This window comes from Microbacterium sp. LWH10-1.2, assembly GCF_038397765.1.
Taxonomy (GTDB): domain Bacteria; phylum Actinomycetota; class Actinomycetes; order Actinomycetales; family Microbacteriaceae; genus Microbacterium; species Microbacterium natoriense.
Genome location: NZ_CP151638.1, coordinates 174,379 through 192,981 on the forward strand (window position 1 = coordinate 174,379; position 18,603 = coordinate 192,981).

Annotated in this window: 15 protein-coding genes; 11 read left to right on the forward strand and 4 right to left on the reverse strand. The window is 70.5% G+C overall.

All coding sequences use genetic code 11. From position 1 onward, the window contains the following. Position 1 precedes the first annotated feature (1 nt). Both MRBLWH10_RS00710 and MRBLWH10_RS00715 read right to left on the reverse strand, forming a co-directional pair. Positions 2-232 (reverse strand): helix-turn-helix transcriptional regulator, encoded by a 231-nt coding sequence (locus MRBLWH10_RS00710; protein ID WP_341941271.1) that lies wholly within the window; start codon positions 230-232, stop codon positions 2-4. Beyond that, positions 229-954, reverse strand: a complete 726-nt coding sequence (locus MRBLWH10_RS00715) for a hypothetical protein (protein ID WP_341941272.1) — start codon at positions 952-954, stop codon at positions 229-231. Before MRBLWH10_RS00715 ends, MRBLWH10_RS00710 begins: the two co-directional genes overlap by 4 nt. 258 nt (positions 955-1,212) lie before the next feature. Here MRBLWH10_RS00715 and MRBLWH10_RS00720 point away from each other — a divergent pair, with 258 nt between their 5' ends. The 10 genes from MRBLWH10_RS00720 (at position 1,213) to MRBLWH10_RS00765 (ending at position 14,061) form a co-directional block, all read left to right on the forward strand. Then, a complete protein-coding gene (locus tag MRBLWH10_RS00720) occupies positions 1,213-3,741 on the forward strand; it encodes an ATP-dependent Clp protease ATP-binding subunit (protein WP_105672917.1) in 2,529 nt (842 codons plus the stop codon). Positions 3,742-4,161: 420 nt separating this feature from the next. Continuing rightward, entirely contained in the window at positions 4,162-5,610 is a 1,449-nt protein-coding gene (locus tag MRBLWH10_RS00725; RefSeq protein WP_341941273.1) for an aldehyde dehydrogenase family protein, read from the forward strand. A 296-nt stretch (positions 5,611-5,906) separates the two neighbouring features. Next, the gene (locus MRBLWH10_RS00730) at positions 5,907-7,772 is read left to right on the forward strand and encodes an FAD-dependent monooxygenase (protein WP_341941274.1); all 1,866 of its coding nucleotides are present in this window, start codon (positions 5,907-5,909) and stop codon (positions 7,770-7,772) included. 136 nt (positions 7,773-7,908) lie between these two features. Continuing rightward, a complete protein-coding gene (locus MRBLWH10_RS00735; protein WP_341941275.1) occupies positions 7,909-8,910 on the forward strand; it encodes an amidohydrolase family protein in 1,002 nt (333 codons plus the stop codon). Between the two features lie 28 nt (positions 8,911-8,938). Continuing rightward, a complete protein-coding gene (locus MRBLWH10_RS00740; protein ID WP_341941276.1) occupies positions 8,939-9,955 on the forward strand; it encodes a hypothetical protein in 1,017 nt (338 codons plus the stop codon). Between the two features lies 1 nt (position 9,956). Next, positions 9,957-10,622, forward strand: a complete 666-nt coding sequence (locus MRBLWH10_RS00745) for a 4-carboxy-4-hydroxy-2-oxoadipate aldolase/oxaloacetate decarboxylase (protein ID WP_341941277.1) — start codon at positions 9,957-9,959, stop codon at positions 10,620-10,622. Positions 10,623-10,627: 5 nt separating this feature from the next. Then, complete coding sequence (locus MRBLWH10_RS00750) at positions 10,628-11,281, forward strand: RraA family protein (RefSeq protein WP_341941278.1); 654 nt, start codon at positions 10,628-10,630, stop codon at positions 11,279-11,281. Continuing rightward, positions 11,278-11,916, forward strand: a complete 639-nt coding sequence (locus MRBLWH10_RS00755) for a 4-carboxy-4-hydroxy-2-oxoadipate aldolase/oxaloacetate decarboxylase (RefSeq protein WP_341941279.1) — start codon at positions 11,278-11,280, stop codon at positions 11,914-11,916. Before MRBLWH10_RS00750 ends, MRBLWH10_RS00755 begins: the two co-directional genes overlap by 4 nt. Before the next feature lie 35 nt (positions 11,917-11,951). Further along, positions 11,952-13,604 (forward strand): FAD-dependent oxidoreductase, encoded by a 1,653-nt coding sequence (locus MRBLWH10_RS00760; protein WP_341941280.1) that lies wholly within the window; start codon positions 11,952-11,954, stop codon positions 13,602-13,604. Positions 13,605-13,773: 169 nt separating this feature from the next. Then, entirely contained in the window at positions 13,774-14,061 is a 288-nt protein-coding gene (locus MRBLWH10_RS00765; RefSeq protein ID WP_341941281.1) for a GIY-YIG nuclease family protein, read from the forward strand. Positions 14,062-14,253: 192 nt separating this feature from the next. On the opposite strand, the gene MRBLWH10_RS00770 is transcribed toward MRBLWH10_RS00765, so the two are convergent. Then, on the reverse strand, positions 14,254-15,630 hold the full coding sequence (locus tag MRBLWH10_RS00770; RefSeq protein ID WP_341941282.1) for an aldehyde dehydrogenase family protein: 1,377 nt from the start codon (positions 15,628-15,630) through the stop codon (positions 14,254-14,256). A gap of 48 nt (positions 15,631-15,678) precedes the next feature. Further along, on the reverse strand, positions 15,679-16,845 hold the full coding sequence (locus MRBLWH10_RS00775) for a helix-turn-helix domain-containing protein (protein WP_341941283.1): 1,167 nt from the start codon (positions 16,843-16,845) through the stop codon (positions 15,679-15,681). A 142-nt stretch (positions 16,846-16,987) separates the two neighbouring features. Between MRBLWH10_RS00775 and MRBLWH10_RS00780 the strand changes: the two genes are divergently transcribed. Next, positions 16,988-18,601 carry a thiamine pyrophosphate-binding protein gene (locus tag MRBLWH10_RS00780; RefSeq protein ID WP_341941284.1) on the forward strand — a complete coding sequence of 538 codons (1,614 nt, stop codon included), beginning with the start codon at positions 16,988-16,990 and terminating at the stop codon, positions 18,599-18,601. The last annotated feature ends 2 nt before the right edge of the window (positions 18,602-18,603 follow it).

Genomic DNA, 18,603 nt, shown 5'->3' on the forward strand with positions numbered 1-18,603 from the left:
CTCAGGCCATCACGAGCAGCTCGCCGACCTCGCACTGCAGCGCCTCGCAGATCGCCCGCAGCGTCGAGTAGCGGATGGCGCGTGCACGGTCGTTCTTGAGGACCGACAGGTTGACGATGCTGACGCCGACCTGCGCGCTCAGCTCGGTGAGGGTCATGCCGCGATCGGCGAGCAGCTCATCGAGTCGGCAGTGGATGCCGGTGAACTCGTCGTCGCTCTCGGCCGGGGTCACACCAGCCCCTCCGTCTCCTTCTCCAGCTGCTCCTTCTCGCCCTGCAGTCGACTGCCGTGGCGGAAGATCGCGGCGAGGGCGAAGCATCCGACGCCCACGGCGAAGGGCCAGACCGGCACGCTGAACTCGAAGGGGATGAAGGCGTCGTCCGTCTGCGGTAGAGCCTGTGCGGCGACGGTCATCCCGACCTGGCGGAGGATGCCGCCGATCACCGCCGTCGTCATGACGATGATCGCAGTCGCGACGAAGACCCGGGGGACGGTCGCGTCGAACGGGGCGCCGAGCGCGGCGCGCTGCGCGGCCACGTGGATCGCCCATGCGATCGAGGCGGAGCAGACCAGCAGCAGCACACCGGAGATGAGCATCAGTATCTGCGCGCCCACGGGCGGGTTCACCACGGCGCCGTAGCAGTCCAGCTCCGTCCCACCTTCGGCGCCAGCGAAGTCGCAGTTGTCCGGCGTGGAGGCCTTCGCACGGTCGAGCACCGGCTGGTCGAGGGAGATCGTCTTCATGGTGAGCGCCTGGAAGACGGCGAGGAGCACGCCGACCCCGCACAGGAAGACCCAGCCGAGGCTGAGCCGGTCGACCACGTCGAGGACGAGGGTTTTGCGGCGCCGGCGGTGGGAGCTCGCGACGCTCATCGCGACGACCGCTCCGACGATCAGGAAGCCGATGAGCAGGGTCAGCAGACCCGCGCCCAGATTCTCCGCGGTGAACGTCATCAGACCAGCCCTCTCTGCGCCCGGCGGGACACCCTCCCGCCATAACGATTATCGATATTATCGATTTTCGTTAAGGTATCGGATGCTGGTCCTCCCGTCAACGGACGCCCCGCGCGACGGCATCCGCTCCGCCCCGTCACCGACCGCCACGGGCGGTATGCCCACGGCGAACACGGGCATACCGGCTCGATGTGGTGGTTACTCTCGATGTACAAGCGCTTCACGCGTCTTCGCCCCGTGCGAATAAGGAGTCACAGCATGTTCGAGAGATTCACGGACCGAGCCCGTCGAGTGGTCGTCCTCGCCCAAGAAGAGGCGAAGATGCTCAACCACAACTACATCGGCACCGAGCACATCCTGCTCGGCCTCATCCACGAGGGCGAGGGCGTCGCCGCCAAGGCGCTCGAAAGCCTGGGCATCTCCCTTGACGCCGTCCGCGAGCAGGTCCAGGACATCATCGGCCAGGGTCAGCAGCAGCCGACCGGGCACATCCCGTTCACGCCGCGCGCCAAGAAGGTGCTCGAGCTCAGCCTCCGCGAGGCTCTGCAGCTCGGCCACAACTACATCGGCACCGAGCACATCCTGCTCGGCCTCATCCGCGAGGGCGAGGGCGTCGCCGCTCAGGTGCTCGTCAAGCTCGGCGCCGACCTGAACAAGGTGCGCCAGCAGGTCATCCAGCTGCTGTCGGGCGCCCCCGGTCGTGAGCCCGCCGCCGTCGGCGCGCAGACCAACGACTCGCAGGCCAGCGCCCAGGGCGGGTCGGCGGTGCTCGACCAGTTCGGCCGCAACCTCACGCAGGCCGCGCGCGACAACAAGCTCGACCCGGTCATCGGGCGCGAGAAGGAGGCGGAGCGGGTCATGCAGATCCTCTCTCGTCGCTCCAAGAACAACCCCGTCCTCATCGGCGAGCCCGGCGTCGGCAAGACCGCCGTCGTCGAGGGACTGGCGCAGGCCATCGTCAAGGGCGATGTCCCCGAGACGCTGAAGGACAAGCAGCTCTACTCGCTCGACCTCGGCTCGCTCATCGCCGGTTCCCGCTACCGCGGCGACTTCGAGGAGCGCCTGAAGAAGGTCACCAAGGAGATCCGCACGCGCGGCGACATCATCGTCTTCATCGACGAGATCCACACCCTCGTGGGTGCGGGTGCCGCCGAGGGCGCGATCGACGCCGCGTCGATCCTCAAGCCGCTCCTCGCCCGTGGAGAGCTCCAGACCATCGGCGCCACCACGCTCGACGAATACCGCAAGCACTTCGAGAAGGATGCAGCGCTCGAGCGCCGCTTCCAGCCGGTGCAGGTCAACGAGCCGACGCTGCCGCACACGATCAACATCCTCAAGGGTCTGCGCGACCGCTACGAGGCGCACCACAAGGTGCAGATCACCGACGGCGCACTCGTGGCCGCGGCGAACCTCGCCGACCGCTACGTGTCCGACCGCTTCCTGCCCGACAAGGCGATCGACCTGATCGACGAGGCCGGCGCGCGTCTGCGCCTCAGCATCCTGTCGTCGCCGCCCGAGCTGCGCGAGTTCGACGAGAAGATCGCCGCTGTCCGCGAGCAGAAGGAGCTGGCCTCCGAGGAGCAGGACTTCGAGAAGGCGGCCTCGCTGCGCGACGAGGAGAAGAGCCTCCTCGCGGAGCGCCTGCGCCTCGAGAAGCAGTGGCGTTCGGGTGACGTCGCGACCTCTGCGGTCGTCGACGAGGGCCTGATCGCCGAGGTGCTCGCACAGGCCACCGGCATCCCCGTCTTCAAGCTCACCGAAGAGGAGTCCTCGCGTCTCGTCTTCATGGAGAAGGCCCTGCACCAGCGCGTCATCGGTCAGGAGGAGGCGATCGCCGCCCTCTCCAAGACGATCCGCCGCCAGCGCGCCGGCCTCAAGGACCCGAAGCGTCCCTCCGGCTCGTTCATCTTCGCCGGCCCCACGGGCGTCGGAAAGACCGAGCTCGCCAAGGCACTCGCCGAGTTCCTGTTCGACGACGAAGCCGCCCTGATCTCGCTCGACATGAGCGAGTTCGGCGAGAAGCACACCGTCTCGCGTCTGTTCGGAGCCCCTCCCGGGTTCGTCGGATTCGAAGAGGGCGGCCAGCTCACCGAGAAGGTGCGTCGCAAGCCGTTCAGCGTGGTCCTGTTCGACGAGATCGAGAAGGCCCACCCGGACATCTTCAACTCGCTCCTGCAGATCCTCGAAGAGGGTCGCCTCACCGACGGTCAGGGTCGGATCGTGGACTTCAAGAACACGGTCATCATCATGACCACCAACCTCGGTGCACGCGACATCGCGGGCGGTCCCGTCGGCTTCCAGATCGAGGGCAGCAACGCCACGACCTACGAGCGCATGAAGGGCAAGGTCAACGAGGAGCTGAAGCGTCACTTCAAGCCCGAGTTCCTGAACCGCGTCGACGACATCATCGTGTTCCCGCAGCTCAACAAGGAGGAGCTGGTGCAGATCGTCGATCTGTTCACCAAGCGCCTCGGCGAGCGGCTGCTCGACCGCGACATGACGATCGAGCTGTCGCAGGCCGCGAAGGAGCGTCTCATCGAGATCGGCTTCGACCCGGCCCTCGGCGCCCGTCCGCTGCGTCGCGCGATGCAGCACGAGATCGAGGACCGTCTGTCGGAGAAGATCCTGCACGGCGAGCTCAACTCCGGTGACCACGTCAAGGTGGATGCCGCGGACGGCGAGTTCCAGTTCGAGCACGGCCCGCGCGGCGAGAAGGTCGCGGTCGGTGTGACCACCGGCGGCGAGATCACGGCCACCCCCGACCTGGCGGTCGCCAGCGGGGAGTGACCTCCCGATGAACGAAGGGGCGGATGCTGCGGCATCCGCCCCTTCGTCGTCCCCGGGACGGCCCGTGGATCTGCGGCATCGGTCACGGTTTCGGAGTGCGGCACCGGGCGCGGTTTCGGAGTGCGGCGCCGGGCATAGCTTCGGAGTGCGGCGGTGACACGCCGGTGTCGGGTCTGTGGACGCGGCGTGTCGGATGCCGGGTCCGAAACTGTGCTCACGAGGTGGAACCGTGCTCACGAGGTGGAACCGTGCCCGGGAGGGGTAGCCGTGTTCGAGGGGCGGACCCCGGGCGGACGGGCCAGACGAGAGGTGTGCGACACCGTGTCGTGCGGGCGGGGGCCGGATTCGTGCGGAGGGTGGAAGTCGCGGCGTCGGCCAGCGGCTAGCATCGCAGGGACCTCGATCGAGCAGGAGGGTGCGATGGCGCACTGGGAACCGCGCGCAGCGGACGGACGCATCTTCTCCGGCGGCTGGCGCGAGCCCGGCGGCGGCACGGCGTCGGTGATCTCTCCCGGCGACGGCCTGCCCGTCGGCACCGTGGGCATCGCCGACGAGGCGGATGTCGAGCGCGCAGGTCTCCTCGCCGTCGACGCGCAGCGCGAGTGGGCGCGGTCGTCGTACCGCGTCAGAGCGGGCGTGCTCAGCCGTGCCGCCGAGGCGCTGCGCGAGATCCGCGCCGACGTCGAGCACCTGCTCGTGCGCGAGAGCGGCTCCCTGCCGAGCAAGGCCAGCCACGAGGTGAGCAAGGCGATCGACGAGCTCGTCGAGGCCGCGAGCCTGGTGACGATGTCGCAGGGCGACGTGCTCCCCGTCGACGACCCCACGACCCTCGGCATCGCCCGCCGCATCCCCGTCGGGGTGGTCGGCGTGATCGCGCCGTGGAACGCCCCGCTCATGCTCGCGATCCGTTCCGTGGCACCGGCGATCGCCCTCGGCAACGCCGTGATCGTGAAGCCCGACGTCAAGACCGCGTTCTCGGGCGGCGCCGTGATGGCCGAGATCTTCGAGAGGGCGGGGCTGCCGGACGGCATCCTGCACATCCTCCCCGGCGGACCCGAGACCGGCGAGGCCGTCGTGCGCTCCCCGCACACGAACGTCATCTCCTTCACCGGGTCGTCCGCCGCCGGCCGCCGGGTCGGCGAGGTCGCCGGCGGCCTGCTCAAGCGGGTCATCCTGGAGCTCGGCGGCAACAACGCGTTCATCGTGATGGCGGATGCCGACCTCGACCTGGCCGTCGCCAGCGGCATCGGCGGCTCCTTCCGGCACCAGGGGCAGATCTGCATGGCGACCGGTCGGCACCTCGTGCACGAGAGCATCGCCGACGAGTACGTCGAGCGGCTGCGGGCCGCGGCATCCGCCCTGCGCCTCGGCGACCCGCTCACCGACGGAACGACCCTCGGTCCGCTCATCACCACCGCCCAGGCGGAGCGCGTGCAGGGCATCGTCGACCAGGCCGTCGCCGACGGCGCGCGGGTCGTGCACGGCGGCACCCACGAGGGCGTCTTCTTCGCCCCGACGGTGCTGGACGGAGTGGATGCCGCGAACGCGGCGTTCCAGAGCGAGATCTTCGGCCCCGTCGCGCCGGTGACCCGGTTCGCCACGGAGGCGGAGGCACTGGCCCTCGCGAACGCGAGCGACTACGGCCTCTCCGCCGCGATCCACACGCGCGACATCGCCCGCGGTCTCGGCTTCGCCTCCCGGCTGCGCGCCGGCATGGTCGCGCTCAACGGGCAGACGATCTACGACGCCGCGCACATCCCCATGGGCGGGATCGGCGCCTCCGGCAACGGCGGGCGGCACGGCGGCCACTGGAACCTGGACGAGTTCACCTACTGGCAGTGGGTGACGGTCCCGACGATCTCAGACTGAGACCCGGTCTGCGGACGGAGAGGGCGAGTCGCGCCGAGGGGGTCGACTCGCCCTCTTCCGTCGTTCCTGAGAGGGGTGTTTCGTCTCGCTGCGCTCGCTCAACGACCGTGGGGCTGCGCTCGCTCGACGACCGTGGGGGTGCGCTCGCTCAACGACCGGGCGCGCGCGCTCGACGACCGAGGGGACGGATGTGCGACATCGTGTCGGAGTCCGGGCCCGACTTTCGCGCCGCGGTCACGTATCGGGCGGGATTCCGCGAAATCTAGCCTGGGATTCCCGCAGTCGAGGAGGAGTCCGTGTCCGCATCCGTCAAGAGCCCCCGTGCCCCGCTGTCGCCGCTCGGCGACGACGCCTGGCCCGACTCCGTCGAGGTCCTGATCATGGGCGGCGGCCCCGTGGGCATGTCGTGCGCGATCCTGCTCGCCCAGCGCGGCATCGACGTGCTGCTCGTCGAGCGCCGCGACTTCGTGTTCCGCTTTCCCCGCGCGCACCTGCTCAACCCGCGCACCATGGAGGCGTTCCACGACATGCACGTGGCCGACGACATCTACGCCGCCACCCCCACGCACGACCGCTGGCGCAAGGCCGTCTGGTACACGACCGCGACCGGCCCCGGACGCTTCGACGGCATGAAGATCGGCGAGGTCCCCGCCTGGGGCGGCGGACCGGATGCCGAGCGCTACCGCTCCTCGAGCCCCCGGGCCTTCGCCAACATGCCGCAGCTGCGACTGGACCCTCTCATCCACCGCCACGCCGTGGCCGCGGCCCCCGGTCGCATCCGCAGCAGGCAGGAGGTCGTCGGCATCGAGCAGGATGCGGATGCCGCCGTCGTCTCGGTCCGCGATCTGGAATCGGGGGAGCTGCGCACCGTGCGCGCCCGCTACGTCATCGCGGCGGACGGCGGGCGCGACAGTGCGGCCCTGCTCGGCGTCGAGATGGAGGGCCCGCGCGACATGCGCGAGGTCGTCAACTACCACGTCAGCATGGACCTCTCCGCGTGGTCGGAGCCCGATGCGCTGCTCGGCCACTTCATGCACCCCGCCGGGGGAGCGCGCCGCCGGGGCACGATCCAGGCACTCGGCCCTACCCACTACAACCGCGACGCGGAGGAGTGGCTGGTCTCCGTCGCCGCCTGGATGGTCGAGGGCGACCCCGACGACGAGGCGGCGCTGTTCGCGTCGATCCGCCGCATGCTCGGCCTCGCCGACGATCACGAGATCACCATGCACTCGATGACGCGCTGGAGCTACGACGCGCTCGTCGCGAAGCGCTTCCGCGAGGGGCGCGTGTTCCTCGCCGGCGACGCCGCGCACAAGCATCCTCCGACCGGCGGGCTCGGCCTCAACAGCGGCATCCAGGACGCGCAGAACCTGTGCTGGAAGCTGGCAGCGGTGCTCGACGGTCAGGCGACGGATGCTCTGCTCGACAGCTATCAGGCCGAGCGGAGGCCCACGGTCGCCTGGTACACGGCGCACTCGCTCGAGAACGCGAACCGGCATCCTCCGATCGCCGAGGCCCTGGGCTTCACCGACGACGAGGCCGAGGGTTTCCGCAGCCTCGAGGTCTTCGTGAGCGACACCCCCGAGGGGGTGGCGATGCGCGAGCGCGTGGCCGCGGAGGTCGGGCACAACGCCCACGACTACAGCCAGCTGGGCGTCGAGGCCGGGTACCACTACTGGGCGGGGGCGCTCGTGCCCGACGGCACCCCCGTGCCCGGCGACCCGTCGGATCCGGTGACGTTCCACGCGACATCGCGCCCTGGGCACCACCTCCCGCACGTGTGGCTCGCGGGGCGTGAGCGGGTCTCCTCGCACGACCTGATCGCCCCCGTCGGCTTGACGCTGCTCACCTCGGCATCCGCCGCTGAGCGGTGGACGGATGCCGTGGCCGCCGTCGAGGCGAGCATGCCGATCACCGTCGCCGTCGTCGACGACGCCGACGAGGGCTGGGCCGTCGCCCGGCAGGTCGACGCTGACGGCGCCCTCCTCGTGCGGCCCGACCGCAAGGTCGCGTGGCGTGCGTCGGCTCTTCCCGAGGACGCGGCATCCGCCCTCTCGTCCGCGCTCGCCGTGATCCTCCGCGGTGGCGATGCCCCCGCCGACGACCCCGCCGAGCCCTATCTGCGCCGCATCCGCGCCGCGGCCGACGTCCTCGTGCGCTGAGCCTTCCGGGGCGATCCGACACCGTGTCGGACCGCCGCGGAGGAGTTTCCCGCAGACCGCCGATCCCCGCCGCTCGCCGCTTCCGTAGCGTCGGAAGCGCGACGCGAACCCGCACCACCCTTCTGAAGGAGCCCCCGTGATCATCGACGTCCACGGCCACATGACCGCCCCGGATTCCTACTACGCGTGGAAGGCGTCGCTGCTGGCGGCCCGCGGATCGCACGGCGGCAAGCCCCCTGTGATCAGCGACGACGAGCTCATCGCCTCGTATCACGCGCCGCACCCGAGCTTCGGTCACGTCTCCCACCTCGACCACATCAACGGTGCGGGCATCGACCTGCAGCTGCTGTCGCCGCGCCCGTTCCACGCCATGCACTCGGAGCGTCCGACGAAGATCGTCGAGTGGTTCACGGCCGAGACGAACAACATCATCCACCGCACCACCGAGCTGTTCCCCGGACGGTTCCGCGGCATCGCCGGCATCCCGCAGAGCCCGTACCTCACGGTCGAGCAGTGGCTGCCCGAACTGCGCCGCGCGGTCACCGATCTCGGCTTCGTCGGCGCCATGGTCAACTCCGACCCGTACGAGGGCACCGAGGTGCCGCCGGCGATGGGCGAGCGCTACTGGTACCCGCTGTACGAGGCGCTGTGCGAGCTCGACGTCCCGATGCTGCTGCACTCGGCCGGGTGCAAGTACCCTGCTCGCGAGCCGTACAGCCTGCACTTCATCCAGGAGGAGACGGTCTCGGTCTGGAGCATGATCCAGGCGAACGTGTTCGCGGACTTCCCCGACCTCAAGGTCATCGTCGCGCACGGCGGTGGGGCGATCCCGTACCAGATGGGCCGCTTCCTCCCCTCTGTGGTGCGCACGGGGGTCTCGTACCTCGACAAGCTCCGCAACTTCTACTTCGACTCCTGCCTCTACACGCAGGACAGCCTGGAGCTGCTCATGAAGGCCGTCGGCACCGACCGCGTGCTGTTCGGCTCGGAGAAGCCGGGCACCGGTTCGCAGATCGACCCCGCGACCGGTCGCTGGTTCGACGACATCCATCTGCTCATCGACGATATCGAGTGGCTCGACGCCGACCGTCGAGCCGACGTGCTCGAGAACAACGCCCGCAGCCTCTTCCGGCTCTGAGCATCCGCACTTCGAGAAGGGATCCCTCATGACCGAGATCGTCGCCGGATTCGGCACCTCGCACGGACCGCAGCTGAAGGCCGCGCCGCCCGCGGCCTGGGAGACGCGCGGCACCGCCGACCGCCGCAGCAAGGGACTCAAGTTCCGCGGAGGCACCTACTCCTTCGAGGAGCTCGCGGCACTCCGCGAGGACTTCTCCGCCGAGATCACGCACGACGTGATGCAGCGCCGATGGGACAGCTGCCAGGCGTCGATGGACGACCTGTCGCGCTTCATCCACGAGCAGCAGGTCGACGTGCTCGTCATCATCTCCAGCGACCACAAGGAGACCTACGGAGACGAGTGGCTCGCGCCGTTCTCGGTCTTCTGGGGCGACGAGGTCGCGCACGTGCCCTACACGCAGGCGCAGCTCGATGAGATGGCGCCCGGTCTCGCCGAGGCGGCCCTGGGCGATGTGCCCGACCGCACCGTCATGCGTCCGACCCACCGCGGTCTCGGCAAGCACATCATCCAGTCCACGCAGGCAGACGACTTCGACACCGGCGCCACCGAGGTGATCCCCGCGGGCCGCTACGAGAACCACACGATCCCGCACGGCTTCGGCTTCATCTACCAGCGCTTCATGGGCCAGGAGTCCACGATCCCGATGGTGCCGATCTTCATCAACACCTTCTGGGAGCCGAACCCGCCGAGCGCCAAGCGCTGCTACGACTTCGGCCGCGCCGTCGGCCGCGCCATCCAGTCGTTCCCCGGCGACCTCCGTGTGGGCGTCGTCGCCTCGGGCGGCCTCAGTCACTTCGTGATCGACGAGAAGCTCGACGGCGAGTTCATCCAGGCCATGAAGGACCACGACGCCGACTACCTGACGTCGGTCCCCGCCGGCGAGATGATGTCGGGCGCGTCCGAGCTGCGCAACTGGATCGCCGTCGCCGGCATCGCCGACGAGGTCGGGCTGAACGTCACGCGCGTCGACTACGAGCCCTGCTACCGCACCGAGGCGGGCACCGGCAACGCCATGGGGTTCCTGACCTGGGAGCGCGCCTGAGATGACCGCATCCTCGGAGATCGTCGCGGCGCTGCGGAAGCTCGACAGCTGCGCCGTCTCGGATGCCCTGGACACCCTGGGGCTGCCGGGGGCGGTGACGCCGCTGCATCCGATGTGGCCGGCGGGCCGCACGGTCGCCGGTCGGGTGCGCACGGTGACCGCCGCGCCCAAGGCCGCGGCGGGGCCGGCGACCCACATCGCCACCCCGCTCGTCGCCATCGCCGAACCCGATGACATCGTCGTGATCGACAACCACGCCCGTACGGACGTGTCGTGCTGGGGCGGTCTCCTCGCGGAGGCCGCCGTGCAGCGCGGCGTCGCCGGGGTGATCGTCGACGGCGCCTGCCGTGATGTGCAGGAGAGCGAGGCCCTCGGGCTCCCGGTCTTCGCCCGCGCGTCCGTGCCCGTGAGCGCGCGCGGCCGCATCGTGCAGCAGGCGATGGACGAGCGCATCCAGGTCGCCGGAGTCCCCGTGGCCTCGTTCGACTACGTGATCGCCGACGTCAACGGGGTCGTGTTCGTCACGGCATCCGACGCCGAGCGCGTGATCCCCCTCGCCCAGCGCATCGTCGACCGCGAGGCGCGCATGGCGGATGCCGTGCGCAGCGGCCGCGACGTGAGCGAGGTCATGCACGACTCCCAGTTCCCCACCGTCACCGCGGAGTGAGAAGAATGACCGACACCCTCATCGAGCGGTTCGCCGCCCTCGGCACCGCCACCGTCTCCGACGCGCTCGACCGGCACGCGCGCCCCGGCAGCCTGCTCGGCATCGCGCCCCTGACCGACGGCCAGCGCATGACCGGTCGCGCCTTCACCGTCCGCTACGTCAGCGCGCAGGTGCCCGCCGGCACCGTCGGCGACTTCATCGACCAGGTCGAGCCGGGGCAGGTCGTCGTGCTCGACAACGACGGACGCGTGGACTGCACGGTGTGGGGCGACATCCTCACCGCCGTCGCGCACCACCGCGGCATCTCCGGCACCGTGATCGAGGGCGTCTGCCGCGACACGCACCGCGCCCTGTCGATCGGCTATCCGATCTACAGCCGCGGGCGCTTCATGCGCACCGGCAAGGACCGGGTCGAGGTCGCCGAGGAGCAGGGACCCGTCACGATCGGCGGGGTCACCGTGCGGCCGGGCGACATCCTGATCGGCGACTCGGACGGCGTCGTCGCGATCCCGCAGGACATCGAGGACGCCGTGCTGGAGACCGCGGAGATGATCCACGCCCGCGAGGAGTCCATCCTCGCCGCGGCCCTCGGCGGCGCCTCGATCGCCGAGGCGCGGGCGCGGTTCGGCTATCACGACCTGCAGCGGGCCGAGCAGTGATCGATCCGGACGCGGATGCCGCAGAGCTGCTGCGCCTCGGCACCGCCACCCTGTACGAGGCCTCGCGCAGCGACTGCTTCCTCGACGCGGCGTTCCGCCCGGCGTGGGACGGCGCGCAGCTCGTCGGCAGGGCCGTGCCCGTCTCGGCCCAGGCGGGCGACAACCTCGCACTGCACCACGGCATCGAGGCCGCCGGCGACGGCGACGTGCTCGTGGTCGACGGCGGGGGAGCCCCCTTCGGCTACTGGGGGGAGGTCATGGCGGTCGCGGCGCAGGCGCGCGGCATCCGTGGGCTGGTGATCGACGGCGGCGTGCGCGACACCGTGCAGCTCGCCGCGCTCGGGTTCCCCGCGTTCAGCACCGCGATCTCCATCCGCGGCACGATCAAGCAGTGGCCGGGAACGGTCGGGCTGCCGATCACGCTGCGCGGTCGCGTCATCCGCCGCGGCGACGTGATCGTCGCCGACCGCGACGGCGTCATCGCCCTCCCGGTCGACCGCTACGACGAGGTGCTCGCGGCATCCCGAGAGCGCGCGGAGAAGGAGGACGCCTACATGGCGCGCCTCCGCGAGGGCGAGCTGACCCTCGACGTGTACGACTTCCGGCGCCTCGGCGCGCCCATCACCCCGGCCTGAGAGCGCGCCGGTCACCCCGGCCCGAGAGGGAGAACATGACCCAGGAACTGGACGCCGACGTCCTCATCATCGGAGCGGGCCCCGTCGGCCTCGTTGCCGCCCTCGACCTGTCGGCCCGCGGCGTCTCGGTGATCGTCGTCGAGCAGCGCGAGTACCTCGAACCGCCGAACGTGAAGTGCAACCACGTCGCCTCGCGCACCATGGAGGCCCTCCGCCGCCTCGGCCTCGCCGCCGAGGTCCGCGCGGCCGGGCTCCCCGCCGACTACCCGCAGGACGTTGCCTTCCGCACCGCCCTCACGGGGCGCGAGCTCGCCCGCATCCCGATCCCCGCGAGCGGAGAGCGGTACACGTCGACCATCGGGCCCGACACCTCGTGGAACACCCCCGAACCCCCGCACCGCATCAACCAGACCTTCCTGGAGCCGATCCTCGCGCGGCACGCGGCGGACGCCCCCGGTGTCACGCTGCTCAACCGGACCCTGTTCCACACGCTCTCCCAGGACGAGGAGTCCGTGTCGATCGTCGTCTCCGACCTCGACGGCGCGAACGAGCGCACCCTCCGCGGACGCCACCTCATCGGCGCCGACGGCGGACGCTCGAACGTGCGCAAGCAGATCGGCGCGACGCTCAGCGGCGACCCGGTGCTGCAGCACGTGCAGTCCACCTGCATCCGCTCCGCCGACCTGTACGCGCGCATGACCGCGGACGAGCCGCGCGCCTGGGGGTACTACACCTTCAACGCGCGCCGCCTCGGCCACGTGTACGCGATCGACGGTCGCGAGACCTTCCTCGTGCACACGTACCTGTCGCCCGACGAGGCCGCAGCGGAGGGATCGGTGGACAGGGATGCCGCGATCCGCGCGATCCTCGGCGTCGACGAGGACTTCGCGTACGAGGCCGTCTCGAAGGAGGACTGGGTGGCGCGGCGCCTGCTCGCCGACCGGTTCCGCGACCGCCGCGTGTTCCTCGCCGGAGACGCCACGCACCTGTGGGTGCCGTTCGCCGGCTTCGGCATGAACGCCGGGATCGCCGACGTTCTCAACCTCACGTGGGCGCTCGGCGCGCACCTGAACGGATGGGCGGATGCCGGCATCCTCGACGCGTACGAGGCCGAGCGCCGCCCGATCACCGAGCAGGTCTCGCACTTCGCGATGAACCACCAGCAGAAGCTCGCGAAGCCCTCGCTGCCCGACGCCCTGGAGGATGACACGGAGGAGGGCGCCGCGGCGCGGGCGTCCTTCGGCGCTGCCGTGCATGCGCTGAACGAGCCGCAGTTCGCCGCCGCGGGGCTCAACTACGGCTACGTCTACGACGCCTCGCCGATCATCGACTACGACGACGAGGAGGCCCCCGGGTACTCGATGGGCACGTACACGCCGTCGACCGTGCCCGGATGCCGTGCCCCGCACTTCCGCCTCGCCGACGGGACCTCGTTCTACGACCTGCTCACCAGCGGCTACACGCTCGTCGCCCGGCCGGGCGCCGACGGCGCCGCGCTCGCCGCTGAGGCGGAGCGTCGAGGCATCCCGTTCGCCGTCGTCGACGGGTCCACCGCTCCCGCCGAGTACCGCTTCCCGCTCACGCTCGTGCGGCAGGACCAGCACGTGGCGTGGCGCGGCGAGGGCGCGGATGCCGCGGCATCCGTCGAGCTGTGGGATCTCCTCCGCGGCGCGGTCGCCGCGCGCTGAGACGCGCTCCCCTTCGGTCGTTGGGTAAGGGAGCGCAGCGACCGAGACGAAACGCCTCACGGTGCGCGTGACCTGAGATCGTGCATACCTCACCGCTTTTCGTCTCGCTGCGCTCGCTCAACGACCGATGGAAGAAGGCGATGTCGGAGGGGCCGCGTACCGTCCGGGCATGGGTTACGAGTACATCCTCCGGTGCTCTGACGGGACGCTCTACGTGGGCAGCACGATCGATCTCGATCGGCGGCTGGCACAGCATCAAGCGGGTCAGGGGAGCGCGTACACGCGGCGGCGGCTTCCCGTGGAGATGCTCTGGAGTGAGGAGTTCGCGCGGGTCGACGAGGCGTTCGCCTGGGAGAAGCGGATCCAGGGCTGGAGTCATGCGAAACGCATGGCCTTCGTCGAGGGCGGAATCGACGCCGTCGTGGGCTGGAGCCGCCGCACCCGCGCGGCCGGCTGAGACGTTTCGTCTCGCTGCGCTCGCTCAACGACCGGGCACCCCTTTCCGCTCGTTGAGCGAGGGAGCGCAGCGACCGAGACGAAACGCCTCACGGTGCGCGTATGGGCTGAGGTCGTGCGCATCTCGCCGCGTTTCGTCTCGCTGCGCTCGCTCAACGACCCGCGGGGGCTCCGCTAACGAGGGGTGGAGGGGTCAGCGGCGGATGACCTTCGTCGCGGCCATCGCCTTCAGCCCCTCGACGCCGAACTCGAGGCCGTAGCCCGAGGCCTTCGTGCCGCCGAAGGGGATGGACGGGTCGACGCCGCCGTGCTGGTTGATCCACACGGTGCCGGCGTCGAGGCGCTCGGCGACCGCCGTGGCGGCATCCGCATCCGCTCCCCAGACCGAGGCGCCGAGTCCCTGCTCGGTGCCGTTGGCGCGGCGGATCGCGTCGTCCACGTCGGAGTAGCGGATGACGGGGAGCACCGGGCCGAACTGCTCCTCGGCGACGACCGCGGCATCGTCGTCGATGTCGGCGACGATGGTCGGGCGGTAGAAGAGCGGCCCGAGCTCGGGTGCGGGTTCGCCGCCGGTGACGATGCGGGCTCCGCGGTCGCGGGCGTCGTCGACGAGTCGCGCGACGATGTCGAACTGCGCGGGGTTCTGCACAGGGCCGAGCCTGTTCGACTTGTCATGGCCCGAGCCGATCGGCGCCGCCTCGGCCCTGGCGGCGAGGGCGGCGACGGTCTCGTCGTACACGGAGTCGTGCACGTAGAGGCGCTTGAGGGCGGCGCACACCTGCCCGGTGTTCATGAACGCGCCCCAGAACAGGGTGTCGGCGACGGCCTCGACATCCGTTCCCGGCAGCACGATGCCCGCGTCATTGCCGCCGAGCTCCAGGGTGAGGCGTGCGAGGTTCGCCGCGGAGCTCTCGACGATGCGCCGCCCGGTGGCGGTCGATCCGGTGAAGACGATCTTCGCGATGTCGGGGTGCGAGGCGAGGGCGGCTCCCACCTCGCGATCGCCGGAGACCGCCGTGACGACCCCGGCCGGAAGGTGGCGGTTCAGGATCTCGACGAGGGCGAGGACGCTGAGCGGGGTGTTCTCCGAGGGCTTGATGACCACGGTGTTGCCCATCCGCATCGCGGGGGCGAGGTGCCACACCGCGATCATGACCGGGAAGTTCCACGGACCGATCGAGGCGACGACGCCGAGAGGCACGTAGTGCAGCTCGGCCCCCGCGCCCAGCTGCTGCGGTTCGAGCACGGTGTCCGCCGCGCCACGAAGCCAGTGCGCCGCGCCGTGCGCCTCTCCGGCTCCGGCGACCTTGCCCTGCTCGTGCGTGATGATCTCGCCGAGCTCGTCGGCGTGCGCGTCGATGTCGTCGGCGGCGAGGCGCATGAGCCGCGCGCGCTCGGCATGCCCGAGGGCGGCCCAGGCGGGCTGCGCTGCGGATGCCGCGGCGATCGCCGCGTCAAGATCGGCGACGGTCTGCACCGGGGCGTGGCCGACGACCTCGCGGGTGGCGGCGTCGAGGATCGGGCGGCCGAGGGCGGGGTCGGCGCTGACGGTGGTGAGGAGGGCGTTCATGTCTGGTTCCTTCCCCCGGCGGTCGCCGGGTGGGGCGTGCGGATGGGGTCAGCGGAGCCCGGCGAGCGTCGCCACTCGCAGGGCGGTGTGCAGTTCGCGGCGGACGAAGCCGTCGGCGAGATCGACGTCGGCGATGGCGCGGACGCGGTCGAGGCGGTAGTACAGCGTGCTGCGGTGCACGTGCAGCTCCTGGGCGGTGCGCTGCGCGTCGCAGCCGAAGTCGAGGTAGGCCTCCAGTGTCTGGGCGAGATCGGGACCGGACTGCGCGTCGAGGATGCGCTGCACCGGCTCGGGGAGGTCGCCGAGCGCGAGCTTCTCCAGCGGGAGCTGCAGCAGCACCCTGTCGAGTCCGAGGTCGCTCCAGTGCACGACGCGTCCCCTGGTCGGATCGATCGCGGCCCCTCGTGCGGCGATGCGCGCTTCGCGTCGGGAGCGGTGCGCCTCGGCGAGTGGTGCGTGCGCGCCGCCGACCCCTGCGCGAAGGCCGGTGAACGCCGGCTGCGCGAGGAGGGCGGTGAGGCGCTCGTGGTCGATCTCGTAGGGGACGACGAGCACGGCCTCGCCGTCGACCACCGTGCCGACGGCCTTCAGGGTGGGGAAGACGGGGATGCCGGAGAGCGCCCGGTCGAGCACGAGCCGCAGGGCGGCCGAGCCCGGATCGACGGTCGGCGACGCCGAGATCGTGATCACGGTGTAGTGCGGCACGGGGGAGATGAGGCCGCCCGTGAGCAGCTCGTCGGCGGCCCTCGTGCGCTGCTCGGCGTCGCCGTCGAGGAGGGCGGTGAGGAGTCGGAGTGCGCGGTCCTCGTCCTCCCTGTTGCCGAGAGCCATCGCGGCGAGGGTCACGCCGATGCGGTCGCGGGAGGAGCGGATGACGTCGTCTTCGGCGAGCTCTTCGTCTGGTGTCTCCTCGGGGATCGTCGAGGAGACGTAGCCGACGAGATGTCCGTCGTGCCGCACGGGGGCGACGTGCCTGGTCAGACCGCCGTCCATCGGGGGGATGCGGACGGGGCCGTCGGCGTGGCCGACGCGGTACTCGCGGATCGACTCGCGCGCACGGGAGGAGCCCTTGTGCGCGAGGATGATCGCCAGCCTGGCGTGGTCGACGTCGCGGTCGTGCACGCTGAAGGCGATGACGTTGAAGTCGACGTCGAACACGATGATGGGTCGTCCGAGTCGGTCGGCGTACGCCTGGACCTGTCCTTCGAGATTCATCGTCCACCTCTCCGTGCGCCGCGATGCGCATCTCTTCCGTTCCTCCGCGCCGTGGATCGGATGCCGGAGAACCGGCCGACTTGTCGCGCAGCGGAGATTAGATCTATATTCATTATAGTCAATTACACGAGAGGCGACCAGTATGGCGAAGATGACAGGCGGCGACGCGCTCACCCAGGCTCTGATCAGCGAGGGGACCGACACGGTGTTCGGCATCCCCGGAGTCCAGCTCGACGGCCTCACCGACGGCATGTACCGCCGCCAGGACGAGGTGCACCTGATGGTGCCGCGGCACGAGCAGAGCACCACCTACATGGCAGACGGCTATCACCGCGTCACCGGGCGCCCCGGCGTCGCGATGGTGGTCCCCGGACCCGGCGTCCTCAACGCGGGTGCGGGCATGGCCACCGCCTACGCGTGCTCCTCGCAGATCATGCTGCTCGCCGGCACCATCCCGTCGACGCTCGTCGGCTCGGGTCTCGGCGCCCTGCACGAGATCCCGAAGCAGAGCGAGACCATCGAGGGTCTCACCAAGTGGACGGCACGGCCGACGCGCGCCGAGGAGATCCCCGAGCTCGTGCACGAGGGCTTCCGCCAGATGCGCACGGGGCGGCCCCGTCCCGTCGCGCTCGAGCTCGGCCCCGACCTCCTGCACGCCGAGATCGACGTCGAGGTGGGGGAGCCGTTCGCCGTCGAGCCGCCGGTCGCACCGGAAGACGGGGTGGCCGAGATCGCCGCGCTGCTGCGTGCGAGCCGCCGACCGGTCATCCACGTGGGCGGCGGCGTCCGCGGACAGCGCGCCTTCGAGCTGCTGTCCCGCCTCGCCGAGCTGCTCGACGCCCCCGTCGTGATGAGCGAGAACGGCCGCGGAGCCATCGACGCGCGCGACCCGCACGCGCTCCCCGCGTTCTCCCTGTGGGAGCTGCGCGAGTCGGCGGATGCCGTCGTCTCCTTCGGCAGCCGCTTCCTCACCCCGTTCGGTCAGCAGCTGAACGTCGGCGATGCCCGCCTCGCGCTCGTGAACGTCGACCCCGACGATCTGCGCGCTCCGCGTCGCCCCGACATCTCCGTGAACGCCGACGCCACCGCCGTGCTCGCGGCCCTCGTCGAGCGGCTGCGGCCGCAGGAGGGCTGGGGTGCGGAGATCGCCCGCCTCCGTGCGGAGGGTGAGGCCCGCGTCCGCGAGCAGGTCGCTCCGCAGATGGCGTTCGTCGACGCGATCCGCGCCGCGCTGCCGGCCGACGGCATCTTCGTGAACGAGCTCACCCAGATCGGCTACGTCTCCACCTACGGCTTCCCGGTGCAGGCGCCGCGCTCCTACGTGTGGCCGGGCTATCAGGGCACGCTCGGCTACGCCATGCCCACGGCGCTGGGTGCCGCGGTCGGCGCGGGCAACCGCCCCGTGGTCGTCGTCACCGGCGACGGTGGTATCGGCTGGTCGCTGCAGGAGTTCGCCACGGCCAAGAAGTACGGCATCCCTCTCATCACGGTGCTGTTCGAGGACAGCAGGTTCGGAAACGTGTGGCGCATCCAGCGCGACACCTACGGGGGGCGCTTCATCGGCTCCGACCTCACGAACCCCGACTTCGAGCTGCTCGCGATGGCGTTCGGCATCGACTTCTCGCTCGCACAGGATGCGGATGCCGTGCAGCGCGCGATCGGCGAGGCGATCCTGAACGGGCGGCCCGCCGTGATCAAGGTGCCCGTCGACGTGTTCCCGTCGCCGTGGGGATTCATCCACGAGCGCAAGCACTGATC